The following is a 20,267-nucleotide window of genomic DNA, read 5'->3' on the forward strand; positions in this document are numbered from 1 at the left end:
AAAGTGTGACCTCGTAGACAATCTCGCGTTCTAGTGAATAGACTCAGGCCTCGGTACATAGTATTCCGTCTGGGAAGGAGAACACTCACCCATGACCGTTCGAGTGAAGACTGCGGGGATGTCCAATACAGCCCGAAATCCCGAGCGTGGTGAGTGGGTCACTCAAGCAAAGTGCCGCAATGAGGACCCAGACGCATTATTCGTGCGCGGCGCTGAACAGCGCAAAGCCGCCGTCATTTGCCGCCACTGCCCCGTATTAACGGAATGCCGTGCAGACGCCCTTGATAACCGCGTGGAATTTGGTGTGTGGGGCGGGTTGACCGAGCGCCAGCGCCGCGCGCTCCTGCGCAAGAACCCCCACATCACGGACTGGGCCAATTACCTGGCTAAGGGTGGCGAACTCGTCGGCATTTAAGGCGGTCAGGGGTGTGACTGTCCTTGCAGCGGCGACAGCGCTGCGAAATAGGGGCGGCATAAGTCGTATTAAATCGCTAGAATGAACCCCATGACTAAATGGGAATACGCAACCGCACCAGTACTGACCCACGCCACCAAGCAGATTCTTGACTCTTGGGGCGAAGACGGATGGGAATTGGTCTCCATCACCCCTGGCCCAAACCCGGAGAACGTGGTGGCCTACTTCAAGCGCGAGGTGGCAGAGTAAATGAGCTTTTCCGCTCGCTTGAAAGAGCTAGGGGTGGAGCTGCCGGGCGTCGCTAAGCCGCTGGCTTCCTATGTGCCCGCACTGCGCGTGGGCAACCAGGTATGGACCTCTGGCCAGCTTCCCTTAGTGGAAGGCTCCCTGCCGGTGACCGGCAAGGTTGGTGCTGAAGTCACCACGGAGCAGGCCCAGGACCAGGCCCGCACCGCCGTGCTCAACGCCTTGGCGGCCGTTGATGCGGAGATCGGACTGGATAATATCTCCCGCGTGATCAAGATCGTTGGCTTTGTGGCCTCGGACCCTGGCTACGAGGACCAGCCCGCGGTGGTTAACGGGGCATCGGATTTCATCGGGGAGGTATTCGGCGAGGCTGGCACGCACGCGCGTTCTGCAGTCGGCGTAGCTGCCTTGCCAAAGAATGCCCCGGTGGAGATCGAATTGATCGTAGAGATCGCTGAGTGATCGGTTAGGCTGGTAGGCATGGAGCACCCCGCATACAGTCAATTGCGTCCCGTAAGCCAATCCGTTGGCGTAGTTCTTTGTGATAATCCCAGCTATACCGCCCTCGAGGGCACGAATACCTGGATTATCAGTGCCGCTGAAGACTCTCGGTCGATCGTCGTAGACCCGGGGCCGGAAGATGAAGGCCATCTCAACGTTGTGCATCGCCATGCCGGTGAGGTGGCTTTAATTCTGCTTACCCACCGCCACGATGACCACGCTTCGGGCGCGCAACGGCTTCGGCAGATGACCGGCGCGCCCATCCGCGCCTTCGATCCCAGCTATTGCAATGGCGCGGAGGCATTGCAGAATGGTGAAATTCTGACTTTGGAAGGCATCACCCCGCAATTGGAGGTCCTGCACACGCCGGGCCACACCGCGGACTCCACGTCCTTCTTCGTGTGGAGCGGTGAGGTAGAAAATTCCCGGCTAGAAGGCATTATCACCGGCGATACCATCGCGGGGCGCCACACCGTTTTGCTTTCAGAAACGGACGGTGATTTGGCCGATTACCTGCATACCCTGGATGTGCTGGAATCTCGCGGCAAGGATGTTCCGCTCTTCCCAGGCCACGGGCCGGATTTGGAAGATACCTCGCAGGTGGCGCGCAAGTACATTGACCGCCGCCACTACCGCCTAGACCAGATCCGGGAAATTCGCTCCCGGCTGGGCGATGACGTGGATCTGACCACCTTGGTCAATGAAATGTATGACGATGTGGATCCGGTGCTGCGCCATGCCGCAGAGCAGTCCACGCGCACCGCGTTGAAGTACCTCGACGGTACGGATAACTAACGCGCTGCGCGGCAGGCAGCCGGCTTAAAACGTTTATTCCCTCCACCCCTAGTGCTTATGCACGGGGGACGGAGGGAATTGTTTGGCTTTAGCGCGCGCGGCGGGCGAGGTGCTCGGTATCGACGATGAGCACGGACTTGCCCTCGAGGCGAATCCAGCCGCGGTGGGCGAAGGTGGCTAGGGCCTTGTTGACGGTCTCGCGGGAAGCGCCCACCAACTGGGCAATCTCTTCCTGGGTGAGATCGTGGTTGACGCGCAGCGCGCTGCCTTCCTGGACACCGAAGCGGTTAGCCAGCTGCAGCAGGGTCTTGGCAACGCGGCCAGGCACGTCGGTGAAGATGAGGTCCGCCAGGTTGGCGTTGGTGCGGCGCAGGCGGCGGGCCAGCACGCGCAGCAGCTGCTGGGCGATGGCGGGGTGATCGCTGACCCACTTATCCAGCAGCTCGGAGTTCATGGTGGCGGCTTGGACCTCGGTCACGCAGACGGCAGACGAGGTGCGAGGGCCCGGATCGAAGATGGAGAGCTCACCGAACATATCGGAGGGGCCCATCACGGTCAGGAGGTTTTCGCGTCCATCCGGGGCGTGGCGGGCCAGCTTAATCTTGCCGGAGGTGATGATATACAAACGGTCACCGGGCTCGCCTTCATCGAAGATGGTGGTACCGCGCGGGAAGCGCACTGTCTCCATCTGCTCGAGAAGATTCTGCACTGCTACGGGATCAACGCCTTGGAAGATTCCGGCGCGGGAGAGGGTGTCCTGTACGCCTTCCACGTTTTACTCCTTGGATGTCGACTGCGAAAAGTCACTAAAGTGCTTGGGCCACATCCTTTTGCGGGCTCCAGGGAGGCACGCTAATGCGGAACAAGCGGGGTCAATTTTTAGCGTACCCCATTTTACAGTGCAGTTAGTCACTTTTGGGCACTGTCCCCATAATGGTCACACGACAGAAATGGGTTCACTTACGCCCCTAGCGTTACAGCCAGCGGGTTTCCGGCTAATCGGCGAAGACAACTGCTTCCAATTTTTCCATGAGGAGGGCGAAAAGGGCGATGCCAAGCGGTACAAAAATAACAAGTGAAATCATGTATTCCTATCCTACTAAGCTTGGCGGCATGAGTTCATCACTGTCGGCCACCGCGGCCCCGAGTAAGAGAGCGCCCATCATTAACGAGCGATTGGCAAGCGAACACCCCGATGCGCGGTGCGAGCTCGATTTCGATTCTCCCCTCCAGCTTTTGGTGGCCACGGTGCTTTCCGCGCAGTGCACGGATGCGCGCGTGAACTCGGTAACCCCTGAGCTGTTTCGCGCCTATCCCACCGCGGCCGATTTTGCGGCAGCCAGCCGGGAGGATCTGGAGGCGATCCTGCGGCCGCTGGGGTTTCAGCGGGCGAAGGCGGGGCATCTCATGGGTATCGGCGAGCGCCTAGTTTCTGAGTTCGATGGCGAGGTGCCACAGACCGTAAAGGAACTGACCTCCCTGCCTGGGGTGGGCCGCAAGACGGCGCTGGTGGTGCTGGGCGATGCCTTCGGGGTACCGGGCCTTACCGTGGATACACACTTTAGCCGCCTGATGCAGCGCCTGGAGCTGACGGGGGAGAAGACGCCGGTGAAGATAGAAAGGGACATCGCCAAGCTCATTGCAGAGGAACAGTGGACGATGTTTTCCCACCGCGTCATTTTTCACGGCCGGCGGATCTGCCATGCCCGGAACCCGGAGTGTGGGAATTGTGTGGTGCGGGATCTGTGCCCGGCTGCATTAAGCTAGCGGTATGAAAAAATACGTCTTCGGCACCGTCATTGCGGCCATTGTCATCGCAGCCCTCGTGGTGGTGGGGGTCATGCAGCTGCGTGGGGATGACAACAGCACGGGCGATTCGGCGCAGGCCCCTGGCGCGGGATCGGAATCGGGCTCGGCGGGTGACCAGGACGTGGCCGAACGCCCAGATTGCCCCGCAGGGCCCATCGCCGGAGTGGATCTGGAATGCTTGGGCGGCGATGATGCACGCGAAGGGGACAAGGCGGATGAAGGCATTACCATCGCCAATGTGTGGGCGTGGTGGTGCGAGCCGTGCCGCGCGGAATTGCCCCACCTGGACGAGGTGGCAAAGTCCCACCCTGACTGGAAGGTCGTTGGGGTGCACGCGGATAAAAACGCCGCCAACGGGGCCGCGTTCCTCAATGACGTGGGGGTAGACCTGCCGAGCTTCCAGGATCCGGATAATAGCTTCGCGGGCACGCTGGGCCTGCCGGGCGTGGTTCCCGTGACCGTGATTCTCCGCGATGGGGAAGTGGTTAAGCAGGCAGCCCAGCCGTTTACCTCGGCGGCCGAAATCGAAAAAACGGTTGAGGAGGCGCTCGCCGGATGAGTGAATTATGGCCCGAGTACGCACCCGAGTGGATAAAACCCGCGCTGGGCGTCGATCCGAGTCAGGTGCAGGAACTTATTGGGCAGCGGCAAGCATCGCAGCTCAATGGCTCAGAGGAAGAGGTGCCAACCAAGCGGGAAGCCGCGGTGCTGATGCTGCTTAGCGGGAACAGTGTGGAGGATGGCGAAATTTTGCTTACGCACCGCTCGCCGTCCCTGCGCTCGCATTCCGGTCAGATTGCCTTTCCTGGCGGCCGGCGGGATCCGGGCGATACCTCGCTGGTAGATACCGCCCTGCGGGAGGCGTGGGAGGAAACCGATCTGCAGCGCCACACGGTCACGCCCTTAGAGCAGTGGGAACAGCTGCACATTCGCGCCACGGGGAATCCGGTAAGCCCCATCCTGGCCCATTGGAACCAGCCGGGCGAAGTCTATCCCGCTAGCCCGGCGGAGACCGATGATGTGTTCTTCGTCCCGCTCGGGGAGCTCATTGACCCCCGCAACCGCCTGCTGGTGGGATTTAAGCAGTGGCAAGGCCCGGCGTTTTATGCCAATGACTACGTGATTTGGGGCTTTACTGCCGGAGTTCTGTCAGCATTATTGGAGCATTCTGGGTGGAGCGTACCGTGGGATAACAATTCGGTCATAGACCTGCGTGACACCCTCAAAAAGTCCCGCAATAATGAGAAGATGTCCTAATTGCCCGCGCGCTTAAGGTGCCGGAGGACGCACGAGATTTCGATCGAGAAAGAACCAAAGCCATGACTGCTGCGCTCGTTGTTGACGGCCTGATCGTGCTTGCCGTATTAGCAGCATTGCTAAGTGGTTGGCGCAATGGCGCGCTCGCCGCGGTGCTCTCCGCCATTGGCGTGGGCGCGGGCCTCGTGGTGGGCATCGCCGTAGCACCCAGCGTATTGCGCACAGTGGAGGAGCCTTCGCTGCGCCTGCTCCTGCTCGTGGGCATCCTAGTTTTGCTGGTGGGTATTGGGCAGATCATTGGTTCCTCCTTGGGCACCAGCATGCGCGATCGCATGAAGGCGCGCACCACCCAGCGGATAGATTCGCTATTCGGCGCGGTCTTTCAGTCCTTCATCGCGCTCATCGTCATCTGGATGATTTCCATTCCCGTGGCCACCAATTTGGGCGGATCCGCGGGGCAGGGGCTGCGCGATTCCCGCATCCTGAGCAACCTCAACGCGGCCGCCCCGACGCGCCTGGCTTCCCTTCCCAATGGCGTGGCGGCGTTGCTCAATGAATCGGGGCTTCCGCCCTTGGTCTCGCCGTGGGAAAATTCCATCAGCGGCAAGGACGTTGAGGACCCCGCCCCAGACGTGCAGGATCCGGAGCTGGTGCGCAGCATCCGCCCGTCCATCATTCACGTGCTTGGCGATGCCGAAGAGTGCTCCCGCCGCCTCATGGGTTCCGGTTTTGTGGTGGACAATGACTATGTGGTCACCAATGCCCACGTGGTGGCCGGCACCCAAACGGTGAGGTTGGATACGAAGCTGGGGCTGAAAGACGCCACGGTGGTCTACTACAACCCAGAGGTCGACATCGCCGTCTTGCACGCGCCGGATTTGGGCATCCAACCCCTGCCGTGGGCGCAGCAGCCGGCCCAGACCGGCGACGATGCCATGGTCATGGGCTTCCCACACTCCGGCCCCTTTAATGCGGAAATGGCACGCGTGCGCGATCGCATCACCATCGCCGGGCCAGATATCTACTCCCAAGGCAGGGTAGAGCGCGATTCCTATACGGTGCGCGGCAATATCCAACAGGGCAACTCTGGCGGCCCCTTGGTCAATACCGCGGGTGAGGTCTTGGGCGTTATCTTCGGTGCCTCAGTGGATGATTCTGAGACCGGATACGCGTTGACCGCAGACGAGGTCATCGGCCACATTGGGGATGTCACCCAATTGAAGCGCCCGGTAGAAACGGGCGAGTGCGTGGCGCACTAGCTTTCGTACTAGAGATCCGCGTAGGGCAATCCGCCCTACGCGCCCCACACGCCGCCCTACGCGCCCTACGCGTCGAGCCAGCGGCGCAGCTCGTCGACGAACTGTTCAGGGGCCTCGAGGAAGGGCAGGTTCTTGGCCCCTGGAATCGAAGTGGCGCTAAAACCAGCGCGGGCGCGCAGGGAGGCCCGCTGGATGACGGGGTTCCACAAGCGCTGCTGGGCGTGGATGAAAAGGACGGGGCGTTTTACGCTTAATTCGGACCAGTTCAAGGGCACCACGGCGGTGCGCATCCGATGATTCCACAGGATGCCGCGGCGTACCTTGCCAATCTGGGAGGCGCGCAGGCGCAGGGCAAGGATGGACTCTAGGGTGGCATCGGCAAGCGCGGGCCCCGTATCCAGGCTGAGCTCCTTGCGGTAGGCCCGGGGACTGAGCAGCAAGGTATTCGCGCGGGTGACCTTTGGCAGGTGGCAGAGCAGGGAACGCAGGATCATCCACCCAAAATCCCAGGGGCGCGCGGCGATGGCGCGGCGGATATCCACGGGGTGCGCGGCCGAGACCGAGACCAAGCCGCGCACGCGATTGGGGCGCTCGGCGGCCAGGCACCACGCCACCGCGCCACCAGTATCGGCGCCGACGATATAGGCATCATCGTGGCCCAATGCCTGAATGAGGCCATCCAGATCCCCGACCAAGGTGCGGATATCCTGGCCGGGATCGATGGGCGGCTTATCGGACATGCCAAAGCCGCGCATATCCACCGCGGCGACGTGGTACCCGCACTGGGCGAGGGGCCCGATGACCTCCTGAAAATCGAACCAGCCGCCAAAAGCTCCGTGAATAAAAACGACGAGGGGATCGGCGCTATCGCCCGCTATGGCCACGTGCAGGCGGATGCCCCGAGTGTGGACAAACTCGTGCGCAAAGGGTCCTTCCAGCTCAACCGTGGAGGGGGGAAGTGGTGCTAAGGCCATGGAGGGCAAGGCGCCTTTCTATGTGTACAGAAAATCCGCCCCAGGAAAGGCTGAGGCGGATCTAATGGTGCGTGCGGTTTAGGTGTACAGGCCGTGAGTGTCCTTGCGGTCCAGCGACTTCTGCGCCTTGCCCGGAATCAGGTTCTTGAGTTCCTTGGTGGAATCTATGGTCTTTTGCGGTGCCTTGACCTTCTTGACATTCTTGACGCCGAGCAGGGCGAGGGCACCGGCCGCGACGATCATCACGAGGAAGACGATCAGGAAGGCAGCCCAGCGGTCCAGCCAGAGGGCGAGGAGCTCAGCGAGGAAGAAGAAAAAGAAGAAGGAGCTGTACAGCGCGATGGTGCCCGCCGCGCCGAAGAAGCCGGCGCCGATGCCGCCCTTCTTGGCGGACTCCGCCAGCTCCGTCTTGGCCAGCTCTACCTCAGAGCGCACGAGCTGGGACATCTGCTCGGTGGCATTGGAGACCAACTTGCCGATGGAGGTTTCGGAGGACGATGCATCAACATCGCTCAAAGGAATCGAATTAACCTTTGGTGCGAATTGATCGGTGCCGTCAGTAAATAATCCATCGTTGCTCACGATTAATTCTCCTCGTTTTCATCTAAACCTTGTAACGGCCCCAATGATAATAGATACAGCGCGGTTTTATGGTGCCGCGCCAGTCACAGGGGGCGTTCGGGGCTCGGGGCGTCTAGGGCTATCCTAATGTATATGCCAGAAAATGACGCGTTATCCCCGCTATTTCGCCTCCCGGGGGTGAAAGAAGGTGCGGAAAAAGCCGCGGGCTCCATCGCGCGCGCCCACCGCAGGCCGGCTGGGCTGCGCAGGTATGAGGTCATCTCGGCGGAGTCCTTGATGCGGGGCGCGCGCGCCAGCGTGGCCTTGGATGGGCATGCCATCCCCCCGCACCCTGGCCCGGGCGATGTGGAAAGCGGTCCGCTCGCCGGCGCGGTCAGCGCGTATTCCGTGGCGGCACCTGAGGTGGTGGATTCTACCGTCCGCTCCTTTGCCCGCGCGCCGCTGCAGGTGCTCGCACGCATCGACGTCGCCGCTGGTGGAACTGGGATTCCCAGCGGCGATAGTGCGCGCTTGCAGGGCTTGGCGCGCCTGATTGCGCAGGGCAGTGGCCCCGCATTCCGCGATCTCTTACCAAGCGTCGTGCATGCCGAAATCGCGGCAGGCGAATTCTTCGGCCCGCGCAGCGGTGTCGTAGCGCGCGTTGCGGCCCGCCTTGCCGCTATTCATACCGGCTTTGATCCCCGCGGGTTCGCCGTGCCAGAGGTGTATTTCCACCGCCATTCCAAGGACTACCGCGAGTGCCGCGCGAACTACCGCGACAGGCCCGGTGAGGTGGTGCTTTTTCACCTCTCAGCCTGGGCGGCAGGCGGTAAAGAAGCCGATGCCATCGCCCGCGCGGCCTAGCCGTATCCTCGTATTCGGTAGGCGGTGAACATCCATTCGGCGCAGGTCAGCGCCGTGCAGGTAGATTATTTTTCTTAGCTGTTGTGATCGGGTAATGAACGTGTCATAATAATCGGTGCAAGGCCCCGATATACTGTGTGGCCTGCCCCGGCTCGCCCCCCGAGGCCGGGTTACTGACGGCCCGCGCGCACCCCCCGATGCGCGGGCCGTCACCTATATCTACGGTTATCCACAAGGATTTGTTGGAAATTCAACTAACTGAGCGCTAAGTGGTGGCTTTCGCCCGCTTATCCACAGGCGGGAAGTCCCGTCCCTAGTGCAGGTGGCGCGGGTGCTTCAGGCTAGGGAGCATGAACACAGCACACTCTCGCTCCACCATCGTCGTTGCCATAGGTGAGGAAGCCTTGCGCGCTGAGGCGGTTCATGCCGCCGCCGCGACCAGCCACGAGGTCATCACGGCAACCGATCCCCGCGATATCCCGCGCAGCCTCCCCGGAGCCTATACGGTCTTGGTCGACGCGCTCATGGCGCGCGTTATAGCCTCGGCCCAAGCCGCGCAGACCGCTCCCGCTCCGGTGCTTTTCCTCGCCGCGGACCCGGGGCCCATCGATTATGAGGCAGCGCTTGCCTGCCATGCGGACCGCGCCTTTATTATCCCCGCGGAGATTAAAGAGCTGCTGGCGGCTATTGCCCAGGCAGCGCACCCGCCGGAAGATCGCCCCGGTAGCGCTACCATCGCGGTGGTGGGCGCCAGCGGTGGGGTAGGCACCTCCACCTTTGCCGCAGCCCTTTCGCGTTCCCACTGCACGGCGAGTGAGCAGGCGCGGGCGCTGCTTATCGATGCCACCGCGCACTCCGGCGGCCTCGATCTCCTCCTCGGCGTGGAAACCGCGCCAGGTGCCCGCTGGCCGGAGCTCAACATTGGCGATGGCAGCATCGATGCCGCCGACCTTTACCGCGCCTTGCCTTCTACCGCCGATGGCATAGCGGTGCTATCCGCAGCGCGCAGCACGGTGAAAGACACCTTCACACTAGATGCCACGCTTCTGGCGGCGGCGACGTCTGCGGCGCACGCAGGCGAGGGCCTGTGCGTTGTGGATTGCACGGCGGAAAATATCCCGGCTGCCTGCACGCACGTGGTGTTGGTGGTGGCTGCGGAGGTGCGATCGGCAGCGGCGGCCGCACAACTCATCCTGCGCATGGATGAGGCCCGGCGCGACATCGTGGTGGTGCTGCGCCAACGGCAGTGGGCGGCGCTGAGCGCGCCGGAGGTAGAAGACATTATCCACCACCGGGTCAGTGCCCAATTGCCTACCGTGCGCGGGCTAACCCGCAGCATCGAGATCGGCGGACTCCCGGCCCGACTTCCCGCGGCTTTGGCCAAAACCGCCACTGCGGTGCGCGAGGAGGTAGGGGTATGAGCGCAGCGATGGATAGTTCGACCGAAACCATGGAAAAGACCATGGAGAAGATGCAGCGGCTCATTGCTGCCGAACCAGGTCTGGTGCACGACGCCTCTAGCTTGGCCCGGCGGATCCGCGAGGAAGCGGGGGTTATCAGTGACGTTGCCGTAGTGGATCTGCTTCGGCGCCTGCGCCAGGACGCCACCGGCATGGGGCCACTGGATGCCTTATTGGCCCGGCAGGGCGTGACCGATGTCGTGGTCAACGGGCCCGAAGACGTCTTTATGGACCGCGGCGAGGGGCTAGAGCGCAGCGATATCACCTTTCGCAACGATGGGGAGGTGCGCCAGCTCGCTTCCCGGTTGGCGGCGGCCTCGGGCACGCGGCTTGATGATGCCCAGCCTTTTGCCGATGGCCGCGTCACGCGCCCCGATGGCGTCGTGCTCCGCGTGCACGCCCTTTTAAGCCCACCCGCCGTGGGCGGAACGTGCATTAGCCTGCGTGTATTGCGCCAGGCACAGACCACCCTGCCACAGTTGGTGGCCAATGGCACCGTGCCCGAAGACATTCGCCAGCTGCTTGCCGCGATGGTGGACAAGCGGGTGTCCTTCCTCGTCATTGGCGGCACCGGTTCCGGCAAGACGACGCTGCTCTCGGCGCTTTTAGGGACCGTATCTGAGCGCGAGCGCATCGTGGTCATCGAAGATACGGCGGAGCTTTCACCCCACCACCCGCATTGCGTGAGCATCGTCTCGCGTCGGGCAAACGCGGAAGGCAGCGGGGAAATCACCATGGCGCAATTGCTGCGGCAGGCGCTGCGCATGCGCCCGGACCGCATCGTCGTCGGTGAAATTCGCGGCCCAGAGGTAGTCGATCTCCTCGCCGCGCTGAATACGGGACACGATGGTGGCGCGGGCACCTTGCACGCCAATTCCCTCTTTGAGGTACCCGCCCGCATGGAGGCCCTCGGCGCGCTCGGCGGCCTGGACCGCAGCGCCCTGCACTCGCAATTAGCGGCCGCCGTCAACGTGGTGCTGACCATGGAGCGCACGCCACATGGCCGGCGCCTGGCCCATATCGGCGTCTTAGAGGGCAATCCGGTCACCCCGCGCATTGTCTGGAGCGCAACCGAGGGCCCCGCGCCTGGCTTCGCGGAATTCTCGGCTGCGTTGCTGGATGAACCGCACGAAGAAGCAGGGGGTCAGACGGATGCTTAGCTTCTTATTGCTCGCCGCAGCTCTCTTGCTGTCTGCGCCCTCGAGCGCGGCCCGCATTGCTGGCAAGGGCAGCCGGATAAAGGCCAGCTCCTTAGTCATTTTGGGCGCCGTATTCTGTGGCAGCTTGGTCTTCTTCTCGGTCGGGCGGATGAGCATTGCGGTTGCGGCAGCGATCATCGCCTGGTGCGTGTCGTGGTATATCAAGGACATCATGGCCGCCCGCGCGCGCCGGCGCGGCCGCGAAGCCCTAGCCGGATACTTTGGGGTCGTCACCGCTGACCTGCGCGCCGGGGCAACCCTTGCAAGCGCGCTATCGCGCGGGGCGGAGTCCCTTCCCGCGACGACGCCGCGGGATATGATCGCAGCCTTAGAATCCACCGCTACCGCCGCTGCGCGCGGTGCGCCCCCACACGTGGCGCTCTCTGGCGCCCATGCGGATGCAGAACTTACCCGGCTGGGACACCTGCTCGAATTATCGACACAGCACGGCATCGCGGTGGCCAGCCTCTTTGAGCAGGCCCAAAGCCGGATGGATGCGCTGCGCCGCCACCACCAATCCACCGCGGCCGGCCTGCAAGGGCCCCAAGCTACGGCCACGGTCTTGGCCTGCCTGCCCATTGCGGGCATCGCCATGGGTGGGGCGATGGGGGCCAATTCGCTGGGCTTCTTGCTCGGCGGGGGATTAGGCGGAATCCTGCTGGTCATCGGGGTGGGGCTTGCCTGCGGCGGCTTTGCCTGGTCCCGCGTCATTATCAGGAAGGCGGCACCATGATGGCCTTTATCTGCTTAGCGCTGGCTGTGCTCGTCGGGTTGCCGGCCACCAAAGGGCGGCTGGGACCTGCTACGGCACAAAACGCAGCGCAGCACACGGCGAAGACCCCGCGCGCCGGCCCAAGAAAGCGCGATGGCGCAACAGCGCGCGGGGGATTGATGAGCAAACTCCAGCCCTCTACCACCGTGGATCCACTCCTCGTGGCCGGGGATATCGAACTTTTCGCAGCTTGCCTGAGTGCGGGCCTGACGGTGCACGCGGCTGCTACGGCAGTCGCGCGCACGGCAGAGGCCGATTCCCAGCACCTGTGGGAGACGGTATCCGCGCTCCTAGGGGTTGGCGTACCCACGGAATCTGCATGGGACCACATGAAAGGCCATGCGGGACTAGAGGACGTGGCGGGGCTTGTCATCTTATCGGGCCAATCCGGCGCCACCATAGCCGCCGGATGCACGCGAATCTGTACTTCTTTGCGCGCCGAAGCATCTGCTCACGCTACGGCTAAAGCAGAGCGTGCAGGAGTATTCATTGCCCTCCCGCTGGCGGTGTGCTTCCTGCCAGCATTCATCGTTCTAGGCCTCGCGCCCGTAGTGATCAGCTTGGGTGCGCAGCTTTTCTAGATACACCACCTTTCACTTCTACTCAACCACCACACCTTTTAAGAAAGGACTCCTAAAATGTCTGCACTATTTATTAAGTACTCCCAGCTCACCCGCGCCCTCGTCCGCAACGATGAGGGGATGAGCACGATTGAATACGCCATGGGATCGCTCGCGGCCGCAGCGCTTGCCGGCGTGCTGTACATGGTCATCAACGGCGGCGGCGTGGTCGATGCCATCGAGGGAATTATCACCGATGCGCTATCGAATACTCCAAGCTAGCCGGGCGCACTAGAGAAACAGAAAGGAGGAATCATGCGCACAGTAGTCGATGACGATGGTTCCGTGACCATCGAGGCCGCCCTGGCATTAAGCTCCCTCGTCCTCGTGGCGGCGGGCATCATCGGTGCGATCGCGACGATGGCGTCCTATATCGCGGCGGTGGATATGGCGGGCGCGGCGGCTAGGTCGCACGCCATCGGCGTCGAGTACCAACCGGCGCGCGAGGATGCCCGGGTGAACGTGCAGGAAAGTGCGGGGCTTATCAGGGCATCGGTAAGCGTCGATGCTCCCATTGGCACCATGAGCGCGGAAGCGGTCTTTCCCGCCGAGGTGGCCGGCAATGACTAGCAGGCTCCGCGGCGAGGATGGATACGCCACCATCGCAGCCACCGGAATCATCGTCGCCATTGTCAGCTTATTGCTGGTCATCGTGGCGGTGGGATCTCGTGTGACCGCGCGCCATGAAGCGCAAGTGGCCGCGGACCTTGCCGCCGTGGCCGGCGCGTGGGCCTTAGCCACCGGCAAGGATGCATGTGCGGCCGCAGAAAGCACCGCGCGGGATAACGGCGCGAGCCTCGAGGAATGCACAGAAAATGTACCCGATATCATCGCCGTTGCCGCGGTGCGCGGCCAGAGCGCCAAGGCCAAGGCGGGCCCAGTCTAAACCGCGGCATCCTGCGTCATGGTGACGAGCGCGCCGAGCAGCTTGATGGCGCCGTCCTTGCTCAGAGGGTTATTGCCGTTGCCGCACTTGGGCGATTGCACGCACGATGGGCACCCGGCCTCGCACGGGCAGGAGCGCACCGCCTCAAAGGTGGCCGCGATCCACTCGGGGAAGCGGCGGAATCCCTCTTCGGCAAACCCGGCACCACCGGGGTGGCCGTCGTAAACAAAGACGGTGGGAAGCTGTGTATCCGCGTGCAGGGCGGTGGATACGCCGCCGATATCCCAGCGGTCGCAGGTGGCGATAAGCGGCAGCAGGCCAATGGCGGCATGTTCGGCCGCATGCAGGGTGCCGGGGATATCGGCGGCGGTAATGCCCATCGCAGAAAGCGCCAGCGGGTCGATGGTATAGGCCACGGCGCGGGTGGTCAGCCGCTGTTCGGGGAGATCGAGGGGGATATCGTCGCCGATGGTGCCATCGGCAAGCCGCACCTGGTAGCCGGTGACGCGGTCGGTGACCTCGACCTCCACGTCCGCCACCCACAAGCCCGGGGAATAATTGACCAGGTTATCGGCCTCGCGCACGATGCGAATATCCGTCGTGGAGCGCGGGGTAGTCGAATACTCGGGAGTCTCCGGGCGGGCGAGTGCCACATAATCGGCCAGGAGGAGCTCCTCGATGACAAAACTTTCGCCCTGGTGCAGGTAGACCGCGCCGGGGTGGACTTGGCTGGTCGCGCGGGCTGCATCGATGGTTCCCAAGAGCCGTCCATCAGAGGCATCCACGATCATGACCTCCTCGCCCGCCCCGCCGCGCAGCGATACCGCCGAGTGGGCGGTTTCCGGCGAGAGCTCTTCTGCGCTGGAAGCGGGAATCGGCACGGCGAACCACCCGCGCTCGCGGCGGCGCACGAGGCCTTGCTCCGCAAGCTGGTGGATGACATCGCGTGCACCCCACTCAGCAATGGTGGCATCATCCAGCGGTTTTTCCACCGCCGCGCAGTAGAGGTGTCCAAAGAGGATGTAGGGATTCGTGGGGTTAAAGACGCTTGCTTCTACCGGTTTTCCCAGTAGCGCATCGGGGTGGTGCACCAGGTAGGTATCCATGGGTTCATCGCGGGCGACGAGCACTACGAGCGAGCCTTGACCGCGGCGGCCTGCGCGCCCGGCTTGCTGCCAAAAACTGGCCACGGTGCCCGGAAACCCGGCGGTGACCACGGCATCGAGGCCGCCGACGTCGATGCCCAGCTCGAGGGCGGAGGTGGTGGCGACGCCTAATAGGGAGGCATCGTCAAGCGCCTGCTCCAACCGGCGGCGGTCCTCGGCCAAGTAACCGGCGCGGTAGGCGGCGATGCGCTGCGCGAAATCCGGCCGGCCCAAACTGCCGGAGAGAGTCTCGGCGGCTACCATCGCCACGACCTCGGCGGAGCGGCGGGAGCGCACAAAGGTCATGGTCCGGGCGCCTTCCGCGATGAAGGTCGCCATCATCTCGGCGGCCTCAGTCGTGGCCGCGCGCCGGACGGGGGCGCCGTGCTCGCCTTCCGCACCCTCCAGGAATCCAGGCTCCCAGAGCGCGACCGTGCGCGCGCCGGTGGGGGCGGAATCCTCAGTAATCGCATGCGCCGGGCGGCCGGTGAGGCGCTCGGCATGCCGCGCCGGATCATTCATGGTTGCGGAGGCATAAATGATGGTGGGCCGCGATCCATAATGCCGGCACAGACGGAGCAGGCGGCGCACCACCAGGGCCACATTGGCGCCGAATACGCCCCGGTAGGAATGGCATTCATCGATGACAATGAACTCCAGGTGGCGCAGCACCCGCGCCCACCGCGCGTGCGCGGCCAGCATGGACATGTGCACCATATCGGGATTGGAAAACACCAGGCGCGAATGCTCGCGCACGCCCGCCCGCGACTCCTGGGGCGTATCGCCGTCATAGGGCGCGGGCACCACGTTCTTGAGCTCCGGAATCCCGCGGCACAGCTCGAGCGTGGACTGCAGCTGGTCCGATCCGAGGGCCTTGGTGGGGGTGAGGTAGAGCGCGCACGCGGTCTGATCCTCTGCCAGCCGGGTGAGGATGGGCAGCTGATAGCCCAGGGATTTTCCGGACGAGGTACCGGTGGAAATTACCGCGTCGCGGCCCTGCCACGCGCATTCGGCGAGCTCGGCCTGGTGCGCATAGAGCTTGCCGATGCCCCCATCTACCACCTTCTCCTTCAACCCCGGCAGCACCCACTCCGGCCAATCGGCGTAGCGGGCCCGTTGCGCCGGGAGCGTGGTGTGAAACGTCAGGGTGGACTCAGAAAGGCGCCGCTGGATGAGGTCTAGGAGCTCTTCACCAATGGGGTTATCGCCAGCCGGGTGAGACAATTTTTACCCCCTTGTGAGTTAAATCTATCGCTTTGGCGTGGAACGTGTCACACTGTTGACAGGCCAATGTTGTCTTGGTGCGGTTTTATACTTCACGGTACTGCTCGAGGACCCATTTACCGAATAACTACCGGCGCGGTTGTCCGCGCTACCTCTTTAAGAAAAGGAACTCAGTTCACCATGACTCAAGGAACCGTTAAGTGGTTTAACTCCGAAAAGGGATACGGCTTCATCGAGCGCGAGGACGGCGGCGGAGACATCTTCGTGCACTACTCCGAAATTCAGGGCAGCGGCTTCCGCACCTTGGAAGAAAACCAGAAGGTAAGCTTCGAGGTTGGATCCGGCCCGAAGGGCGACCAGGCGCAGGCCGTTTCCATCCTCTAACGCCTTTAGGGTTTTAAGCGCCCTAGGGCGTTTCGGCGTAGCCGCGGCGGGTATCCCACCACTCCATGATGTTGTTTTGGGCCTTTTGCAGTCCCAAGCCGATGAATACGGCGGCGATAATGCTGATAACCATCGCAAACAGTGGGGTATCGGAGAACGCTAAGCCGCCCACATAACCAATGGCCAAGGCCTGGAATGCCCAGAGCATCACGCCAATGGTGTCGAAGAAAAGGAAGACCGGCCAGGGAAAGCGCATTGACCCCAGCAAAATGGTCATAAAGAGCCTGGCTGAGGGGATAAAGCGCGCAATGATAATGGCCGCGCCACCGCCGCGGCGCATATTGCGTTTTACCCAGGTGAGGGCCTCGTAGGCCTTCGTACCTTTTTGAATGCGATTGAGCAGCGGCATGAACCGCGTGCCCAGCAAAAAGCACAGGTTATCGCCCAACATGGCGGCTACGAGCGCCGCAAAGAACATGGTGGGCAGGTGCGGAAATCCCTGCGATCCGGCCCAGGCGCCGGCCATATTCAGCGGGATTTCAGAGGGGAGCACTGGAAAGAAACAGTCCCCGAAAATGAGCAGGCCCACGATCGGATACACCCACTCCGTGCCCATGATGGCTTCAATCCACATCGTTACTGTGTCAACCATCTAATCCTCCACGGGGTGTGTTGTGGGTGTGCTATCGTCCCCAACAATGCTTTCACAGCTGCTGGACTTTCTAAAAAGGTCAGTATAGACCGGTTCGGTGGGGGTGCGAAGTGCCCCCTACAAAGCCTTTTGGTAGTACCAAGTATATGGTGCGAAGAACGGTATAAACCACCTGTGTACGCTAGGGGCGATTGCTGAAAGCGCACAAATTTTAATGTTCGCATCATCGAAAGGGATGAAGTCGAAGTGGCAGAAGCGGCCGAGCCGGGCAAAACTTTAGTGATTGTGGAGTCGGCGACTAAGGCGAAGAAGATCCAGCCGTACCTGGGAGATAACTACATCGTGGAGGCCTCCGTGGGGCATATCCGCGATCTCCCGCGGGGCGCTGCCGACGTGCCGGCGAAGTTCAAGAAAGAATCTTGGGCCCGCTTGGGTGTTAACCCGGAAGATGATTTCGCCCCGCTTTACGTCGTCAGCCCGGATAAAAAGAAAAAGGTCGCTGACCTCAAATCCAAGCTGAAGCAGTGCGATAACCTCTTGCTGGCAACAGACCCGGACCGCGAGGGCGAGGCCATTGCTTGGCACCTATTGGAGGTTTTAAAGCCCAAGGTGCCGGTGCGCCGCATGGTCTTTAATGAGATCACCAAGTCCGCAATTCTGGAGGCGGCGGAAAACACCCGCGACTTGGACTATGACCTTATCGATGCCCAAGAAACCCGTCGCATCCTCGACCGCCTCTACGGCTACGAAGTCTCCCCGGTGTTGTGGAAGAAGGTTATGCCGCGGCTTTCGGCCGGGCGCGTGCAGTCGGTGGCCACGCGGGTCATCGTCGAGCGCGAGCGCGAGCGCATGGCGTTTATCTCCGCCGATTACTGGGATTTGCTCGCCACCTTGGACGCGGGCGCTGGCAGCGGCGAGGGCCCGTCGGCCTTTGACGCGCGCCTGACCGCGGTTAATGGCAAGCGCGTGGCTTTGGGCCGCGATTTCGATGATCGCGGAAATGTGAAAACCAAGGACGTCATCGTCATTACCCAGCCGCAGGCGGAGGCCTTGGAAAAGGCCCTGCAGGGCGCGGGCATGAGTGTAGCCGGGGTAGAGCACAAGCCCTATACCCGCAAGCCTTATGCGCCGTTTATGACCTCGACGCTGCAGCAGGAGGCGGGCCGGCGCCTGCACTTTACCTCGGAGCGCACGATGCGTATTGCGCAGCGCCTCTATGAAAACGGCCACATTACGTATATGCGTACGGACTCCTCTTCGCTGTCCCAGCAGGGCTTGAACGCCGCGCGCAGCTCCGCGACCAGCATTTATGGCGAAGAATACGTCTCGGATTCCCCGCGCGTCTATGACCGCCGCGTGAAGAACTCGCAGGAGGCGCACGAGGCTATCCGCCCCGCCGGTGAGTCCTTTGCCACCCCGGGCCAGCTTTCTAGCCAGCTGGATGCGGAGGAATTTAAGCTCTATGACCTAATTTGGAAGCGAACCGTGGCCTCGCAGATGGCCGATGCCAAGGGCACTTCCATGAAGGTGGCGGTCGCTGGCACCGCGAACACGGATAACGGCACCTATGACGTCGAGTTCTCTGCAACCGGCCGCACCATTACCTTCCCGGGTTTCTTGAAGGCTTACGGCGCCGACGAGGATACGAGCAAGAAGAGTGAAAACCGCCTGCCGCACCTGGAGGAGGGCCGCGATCTTCAGGCCGAAGAGGTTTCGGCAGAAGGTCACTCCACCAACCCGCCGGCGCGCTATACAGAGGCCAGCCTGGTGAAAAAGATGGAAGATTTGGGCATCGGGCGCCCCTCGACGTATGCCTCCATCATCAAGACCATCCAGGACCGCGGCTACGTCGTCTCGCGCGGCAACGCCTTGGTGCCTTCGTGGGTGGCCTTCGCCGTGGTGGGCCTATTGGAAGAGAACTTCACCGAGCTGGTGGATTATGACTTCACCTCGTCCATGGAAGATGAGCTGGACTCGATTGCCACCGGCACGGAGGATGGCACGGACTGGCTCAACGGCTTTTACTTTGGCAACGCTGAGGCCAACGAGCACAAGGCGGCCTCCATCGCGCGGCATGGCGGGCTGAAATCGCTTATCGATGTCAACCTCGAGGCCATCGATGCCCGCAAGGTCAACTCGCTCAAGCTCTATACCGATTCTGAGGGCCGCGAGGTCTTCGTGCGCGTCGGCCGCTACGGGCCCTATATCGAGCGCGCGATCGGCACCAATGAGGACGGCAGCGTGGAATACCAGCGCGCCAACCTCTCAGAAACCGTGACCCCGGATGGGCTGAATGAACAGCTGGCGGAAAAGCTCTTTGCTACCTCGCAGGGCGGGCGTCAGTTGGGCGAGAATCCCGAAAACGGCCGCATGGTGGTGGCGAAGGAAGGCCGCTTTGGCCCCTATGTCACCGAGGTCGTCCGCGATGATGAGCGGGAGAAGGCCGAGGCAGAGGCCTTGGAGATCGTCGCCAAGGAGCGCGCCGAAGAGGATAAGCAGCGCGCCGAGGAAGGCAAGCGCGCCAAGAATTGGGAGACTAAGACGGCCGCGAAGCAGAAGGAAAAGCGCATCAATGACTACATTGATGAGAAGCTGAAGCCTGGCACAGCCTCGCTCTTTAGCTCGATGGAGCCGCTGACCGTCACGCTGGAACAGGCCCTTGAGCTGCTATCCCTGCCGCGCGAGGTGGGCGTGGACGACGGGGAGATGATCACCGCCCAAAACGGCCGTTACGGCCCATACCTGAAGAAGGGCACGGATTCGCGCTCGCTGGCTAAGGAAGAGCAGATCTTTAGCATCACCTTGGATGAGGCCCGCCGCATCTATGCGGAGCCGAAGCGTCGAGGCCGCGCAGCCGCACAGCCGCCGCTGAAGCAGCTCGGCGATAATGACGTTTCGGGCAAGCCTATGACCGTTAAGGATGGCCGCTTCGGCCCGTACGTCACGGACGGCACCACCAATGCGTCCCTGCGCCGCGGCGACGATCCGGAGCAGCTTACCGATGCCCGCGCCAACGAGCTCCTTTCCGAGCGCCGCGCCAAAGAGGCCTCTGGGGAGACGAAGAAGAAGTCCACGAAGAAGTCTTCTAAGAAGAGCACAAAGAAGTCGACGAAGAAATCGACGAAGAAGGCCACTAAGAAGGCCACTAAGAAGGCTTCTAAGAAGGCTTCTAAGAAATCCAGCTCGAAGCCTTCGCCCGGCACGAAGAACGTGGTGAAGGCCGGCTCGCGCAAGAAATAAGTGT

General features: G+C 62.2%; 23 protein-coding genes. 18 read left to right on the top strand and 5 right to left on the bottom strand.

Annotation, left to right across the window (positions count from 1 at the left end; all coding sequences use genetic code 11):
- Positions 1 to 91: 91 nt before the first annotated feature.
- From ACLI1O_RS01145 to ACLI1O_RS01160, 4 genes are all read left to right on the top strand, one after another.
- Positions 92 to 415, top strand: a complete 324-nt coding sequence (locus ACLI1O_RS01145; protein ID WP_005276491.1) for a WhiB family transcriptional regulator — start codon at positions 92 to 94, stop codon at positions 413 to 415.
- Positions 416 to 505: 90 nt separating this feature from the next.
- Positions 506 to 664 carry a DUF4177 domain-containing protein gene (locus tag ACLI1O_RS01150; RefSeq protein ID WP_126318073.1) on the top strand — a complete coding sequence of 53 codons (159 nt, stop codon included), beginning with the start codon at positions 506 to 508 and terminating at the stop codon, positions 662 to 664.
- Complete coding sequence (locus ACLI1O_RS01155) at positions 665 to 1,123, top strand: RidA family protein (RefSeq protein WP_239268942.1); 459 nt, start codon at positions 665 to 667, stop codon at positions 1,121 to 1,123. It begins immediately after the preceding gene.
- A gap of 18 nt (positions 1,124 to 1,141) precedes the next feature.
- Positions 1,142 to 1,957 carry an MBL fold metallo-hydrolase gene (locus ACLI1O_RS01160; protein ID WP_239268940.1) on the top strand — a complete coding sequence of 272 codons (816 nt, stop codon included), beginning with the start codon at positions 1,142 to 1,144 and terminating at the stop codon, positions 1,955 to 1,957.
- 88 nt (positions 1,958 to 2,045) lie between these two features.
- Here the strand turns inward: ACLI1O_RS01160 and glxR are convergent, their stop codons facing one another.
- Entirely contained in the window at positions 2,046 to 2,729 is a 684-nt protein-coding gene (glxR, locus tag ACLI1O_RS01165) for a CRP-like cAMP-activated global transcriptional regulator GlxR (RefSeq protein ID WP_005276495.1), read from the bottom strand.
- A gap of 341 nt (positions 2,730 to 3,070) precedes the next feature.
- Between glxR and nth the strand changes: the two genes are divergently transcribed.
- The 4 genes from nth (at position 3,071) to ACLI1O_RS01185 (ending at position 6,282) form a co-directional block, all read left to right on the top strand.
- Positions 3,071 to 3,724: an endonuclease III gene (gene nth, locus ACLI1O_RS01170; RefSeq protein WP_239268938.1), complete on the top strand. Its 654-nt coding sequence runs from the start codon at positions 3,071 to 3,073 to the stop codon at positions 3,722 to 3,724.
- Between the two features lie 4 nt (positions 3,725 to 3,728).
- Positions 3,729 to 4,325 carry a TlpA family protein disulfide reductase gene (locus ACLI1O_RS01175; protein ID WP_239268936.1) on the top strand — a complete coding sequence of 199 codons (597 nt, stop codon included), beginning with the start codon at positions 3,729 to 3,731 and terminating at the stop codon, positions 4,323 to 4,325.
- A complete protein-coding gene (locus ACLI1O_RS01180; protein WP_239268934.1) occupies positions 4,322 to 5,023 on the top strand; it encodes an NUDIX hydrolase in 702 nt (233 codons plus the stop codon). The genes ACLI1O_RS01175 and ACLI1O_RS01180 overlap by 4 nt, the downstream gene beginning before the upstream one ends.
- A gap of 62 nt (positions 5,024 to 5,085) precedes the next feature.
- Positions 5,086 to 6,282 (top strand): MarP family serine protease, encoded by a 1,197-nt coding sequence (locus ACLI1O_RS01185; protein ID WP_239268932.1) that lies wholly within the window; start codon positions 5,086 to 5,088, stop codon positions 6,280 to 6,282.
- 65 nt (positions 6,283 to 6,347) lie between these two features.
- On the opposite strand, the gene ACLI1O_RS01190 is transcribed toward ACLI1O_RS01185, so the two are convergent.
- Positions 6,348 to 7,256 carry an alpha/beta fold hydrolase gene (locus ACLI1O_RS01190; protein WP_284849736.1) on the bottom strand — a complete coding sequence of 303 codons (909 nt, stop codon included), beginning with the start codon at positions 7,254 to 7,256 and terminating at the stop codon, positions 6,348 to 6,350.
- Between the two features lie 78 nt (positions 7,257 to 7,334).
- Positions 7,335 to 7,838 (bottom strand): phage holin family protein, encoded by a 504-nt coding sequence (locus ACLI1O_RS01195; protein ID WP_023025036.1) that lies wholly within the window; start codon positions 7,836 to 7,838, stop codon positions 7,335 to 7,337.
- 126 nt (positions 7,839 to 7,964) lie between these two features.
- On the opposite strand from ACLI1O_RS01195, the gene ACLI1O_RS01200 reads away from it, so the two are divergent.
- From ACLI1O_RS01200 to ACLI1O_RS01235, 8 genes are all read left to right on the top strand, one after another.
- The gene (locus ACLI1O_RS01200) at positions 7,965 to 8,681 is read left to right on the top strand and encodes an oxidoreductase (RefSeq protein WP_284849735.1); all 717 of its coding nucleotides are present in this window, start codon (positions 7,965 to 7,967) and stop codon (positions 8,679 to 8,681) included.
- Positions 8,682 to 9,031: 350 nt separating this feature from the next.
- Complete coding sequence (gene ssd, locus ACLI1O_RS01205; RefSeq protein WP_284849734.1) at positions 9,032 to 10,102, top strand: septum site-determining protein Ssd; 1,071 nt, start codon at positions 9,032 to 9,034, stop codon at positions 10,100 to 10,102.
- Entirely contained in the window at positions 10,099 to 11,301 is a 1,203-nt protein-coding gene (locus ACLI1O_RS01210) for a TadA family conjugal transfer-associated ATPase (protein ID WP_284849733.1), read from the top strand. The genes ssd and ACLI1O_RS01210 overlap by 4 nt, the downstream gene beginning before the upstream one ends.
- Positions 11,294 to 12,073, top strand: a complete 780-nt coding sequence (locus ACLI1O_RS01215) for a type II secretion system F family protein (protein WP_284849732.1) — start codon at positions 11,294 to 11,296, stop codon at positions 12,071 to 12,073. Before ACLI1O_RS01210 ends, ACLI1O_RS01215 begins: the two co-directional genes overlap by 8 nt.
- Entirely contained in the window at positions 12,070 to 12,693 is a 624-nt protein-coding gene (locus ACLI1O_RS01220) for a type II secretion system F family protein (RefSeq protein ID WP_284849731.1), read from the top strand. The genes ACLI1O_RS01215 and ACLI1O_RS01220 overlap by 4 nt, the downstream gene beginning before the upstream one ends.
- A gap of 57 nt (positions 12,694 to 12,750) precedes the next feature.
- On the top strand, positions 12,751 to 12,954 hold the full coding sequence (locus ACLI1O_RS01225) for a DUF4244 domain-containing protein (RefSeq protein ID WP_005276515.1): 204 nt from the start codon (positions 12,751 to 12,753) through the stop codon (positions 12,952 to 12,954).
- A gap of 33 nt (positions 12,955 to 12,987) precedes the next feature.
- Positions 12,988 to 13,302 (top strand): hypothetical protein, encoded by a 315-nt coding sequence (locus ACLI1O_RS01230; RefSeq protein ID WP_284849730.1) that lies wholly within the window; start codon positions 12,988 to 12,990, stop codon positions 13,300 to 13,302.
- Complete coding sequence (locus ACLI1O_RS01235; protein ID WP_284849729.1) at positions 13,295 to 13,618, top strand: Rv3654c family TadE-like protein; 324 nt, start codon at positions 13,295 to 13,297, stop codon at positions 13,616 to 13,618. Before ACLI1O_RS01230 ends, ACLI1O_RS01235 begins: the two co-directional genes overlap by 8 nt.
- Here the strand turns inward: ACLI1O_RS01235 and ACLI1O_RS01240 are convergent.
- Positions 13,615 to 15,987, bottom strand: a complete 2,373-nt coding sequence (locus ACLI1O_RS01240; RefSeq protein ID WP_284849728.1) for a DEAD/DEAH box helicase — start codon at positions 15,985 to 15,987, stop codon at positions 13,615 to 13,617. The genes ACLI1O_RS01235 and ACLI1O_RS01240 overlap by 4 nt on opposite strands.
- A 180-nt stretch (positions 15,988 to 16,167) precedes the next feature.
- Between ACLI1O_RS01240 and ACLI1O_RS01245 the strand changes: the two genes are divergently transcribed.
- Positions 16,168 to 16,371 (top strand): cold-shock protein, encoded by a 204-nt coding sequence (locus ACLI1O_RS01245; protein ID WP_005276524.1) that lies wholly within the window; start codon positions 16,168 to 16,170, stop codon positions 16,369 to 16,371.
- A 22-nt stretch (positions 16,372 to 16,393) separates the two neighbouring features.
- On the opposite strand, the gene ACLI1O_RS01250 is transcribed toward ACLI1O_RS01245, so the two are convergent.
- The gene (locus ACLI1O_RS01250) at positions 16,394 to 17,023 is read right to left on the bottom strand and encodes a DedA family protein (RefSeq protein ID WP_284849727.1); all 630 of its coding nucleotides are present in this window, start codon (positions 17,021 to 17,023) and stop codon (positions 16,394 to 16,396) included.
- Between the two features lie 246 nt (positions 17,024 to 17,269).
- Between ACLI1O_RS01250 and topA the strand changes: the two genes are divergently transcribed.
- Positions 17,270 to 20,263 carry a type I DNA topoisomerase gene (gene topA, locus ACLI1O_RS01255; protein WP_284869869.1) on the top strand — a complete coding sequence of 998 codons (2,994 nt, stop codon included), beginning with the start codon at positions 17,270 to 17,272 and terminating at the stop codon, positions 20,261 to 20,263.
- The last annotated feature ends 4 nt before the right edge of the window (positions 20,264 to 20,267 follow it).

Source organism: Corynebacterium sp. LaCa78 (genome assembly GCF_046717505.1).
Classification (GTDB): domain Bacteria; phylum Actinomycetota; class Actinomycetes; order Mycobacteriales; family Mycobacteriaceae; genus Corynebacterium.

Coding starts and splice junctions, on each gene's coding strand:
- ACLI1O_RS01145 (WP_005276491.1), top strand. CDS start 92: ATGACCGTTCGAGTGAAGACTGCGGGGATGTCCAATACAGCCCGAAAT.
- ACLI1O_RS01150 (WP_126318073.1), top strand. CDS start 506: ATGACTAAATGGGAATACGCAACCGCACCAGTACTGACCCACGCCACC.
- ACLI1O_RS01155 (WP_239268942.1), top strand. CDS start 665: ATGAGCTTTTCCGCTCGCTTGAAAGAGCTAGGGGTGGAGCTGCCGGGC.
- ACLI1O_RS01160 (WP_239268940.1), top strand. CDS start 1,142: ATGGAGCACCCCGCATACAGTCAATTGCGTCCCGTAAGCCAATCCGTT.
- nth (WP_239268938.1), top strand. CDS start 3,071: ATGAGTTCATCACTGTCGGCCACCGCGGCCCCGAGTAAGAGAGCGCCC.
- ACLI1O_RS01175 (WP_239268936.1), top strand. CDS start 3,729: ATGAAAAAATACGTCTTCGGCACCGTCATTGCGGCCATTGTCATCGCA.
- ACLI1O_RS01180 (WP_239268934.1), top strand. CDS start 4,322: ATGAGTGAATTATGGCCCGAGTACGCACCCGAGTGGATAAAACCCGCG.
- ACLI1O_RS01185 (WP_239268932.1), top strand. CDS start 5,086: ATGACTGCTGCGCTCGTTGTTGACGGCCTGATCGTGCTTGCCGTATTA.
- ACLI1O_RS01190 (WP_284849736.1), bottom strand. CDS start 7,256: ATGGCCTTAGCACCACTTCCCCCCTCCACGGTTGAGCTGGAAGGACCC.
- ACLI1O_RS01200 (WP_284849735.1), top strand. CDS start 7,965: ATGTATATGCCAGAAAATGACGCGTTATCCCCGCTATTTCGCCTCCCG.
- ssd (WP_284849734.1), top strand. CDS start 9,032: ATGAACACAGCACACTCTCGCTCCACCATCGTCGTTGCCATAGGTGAG.
- ACLI1O_RS01210 (WP_284849733.1), top strand. CDS start 10,099: ATGAGCGCAGCGATGGATAGTTCGACCGAAACCATGGAAAAGACCATG.
- ACLI1O_RS01215 (WP_284849732.1), top strand. CDS start 11,294: ATGCTTAGCTTCTTATTGCTCGCCGCAGCTCTCTTGCTGTCTGCGCCC.
- ACLI1O_RS01220 (WP_284849731.1), top strand. CDS start 12,070: ATGATGGCCTTTATCTGCTTAGCGCTGGCTGTGCTCGTCGGGTTGCCG.
- ACLI1O_RS01225 (WP_005276515.1), top strand. CDS start 12,751: ATGTCTGCACTATTTATTAAGTACTCCCAGCTCACCCGCGCCCTCGTC.
- ACLI1O_RS01230 (WP_284849730.1), top strand. CDS start 12,988: ATGCGCACAGTAGTCGATGACGATGGTTCCGTGACCATCGAGGCCGCC.
- ACLI1O_RS01235 (WP_284849729.1), top strand. CDS start 13,295: ATGACTAGCAGGCTCCGCGGCGAGGATGGATACGCCACCATCGCAGCC.
- ACLI1O_RS01245 (WP_005276524.1), top strand. CDS start 16,168: ATGACTCAAGGAACCGTTAAGTGGTTTAACTCCGAAAAGGGATACGGC.
- ACLI1O_RS01250 (WP_284849727.1), bottom strand. CDS start 17,023: ATGGTTGACACAGTAACGATGTGGATTGAAGCCATCATGGGCACGGAG.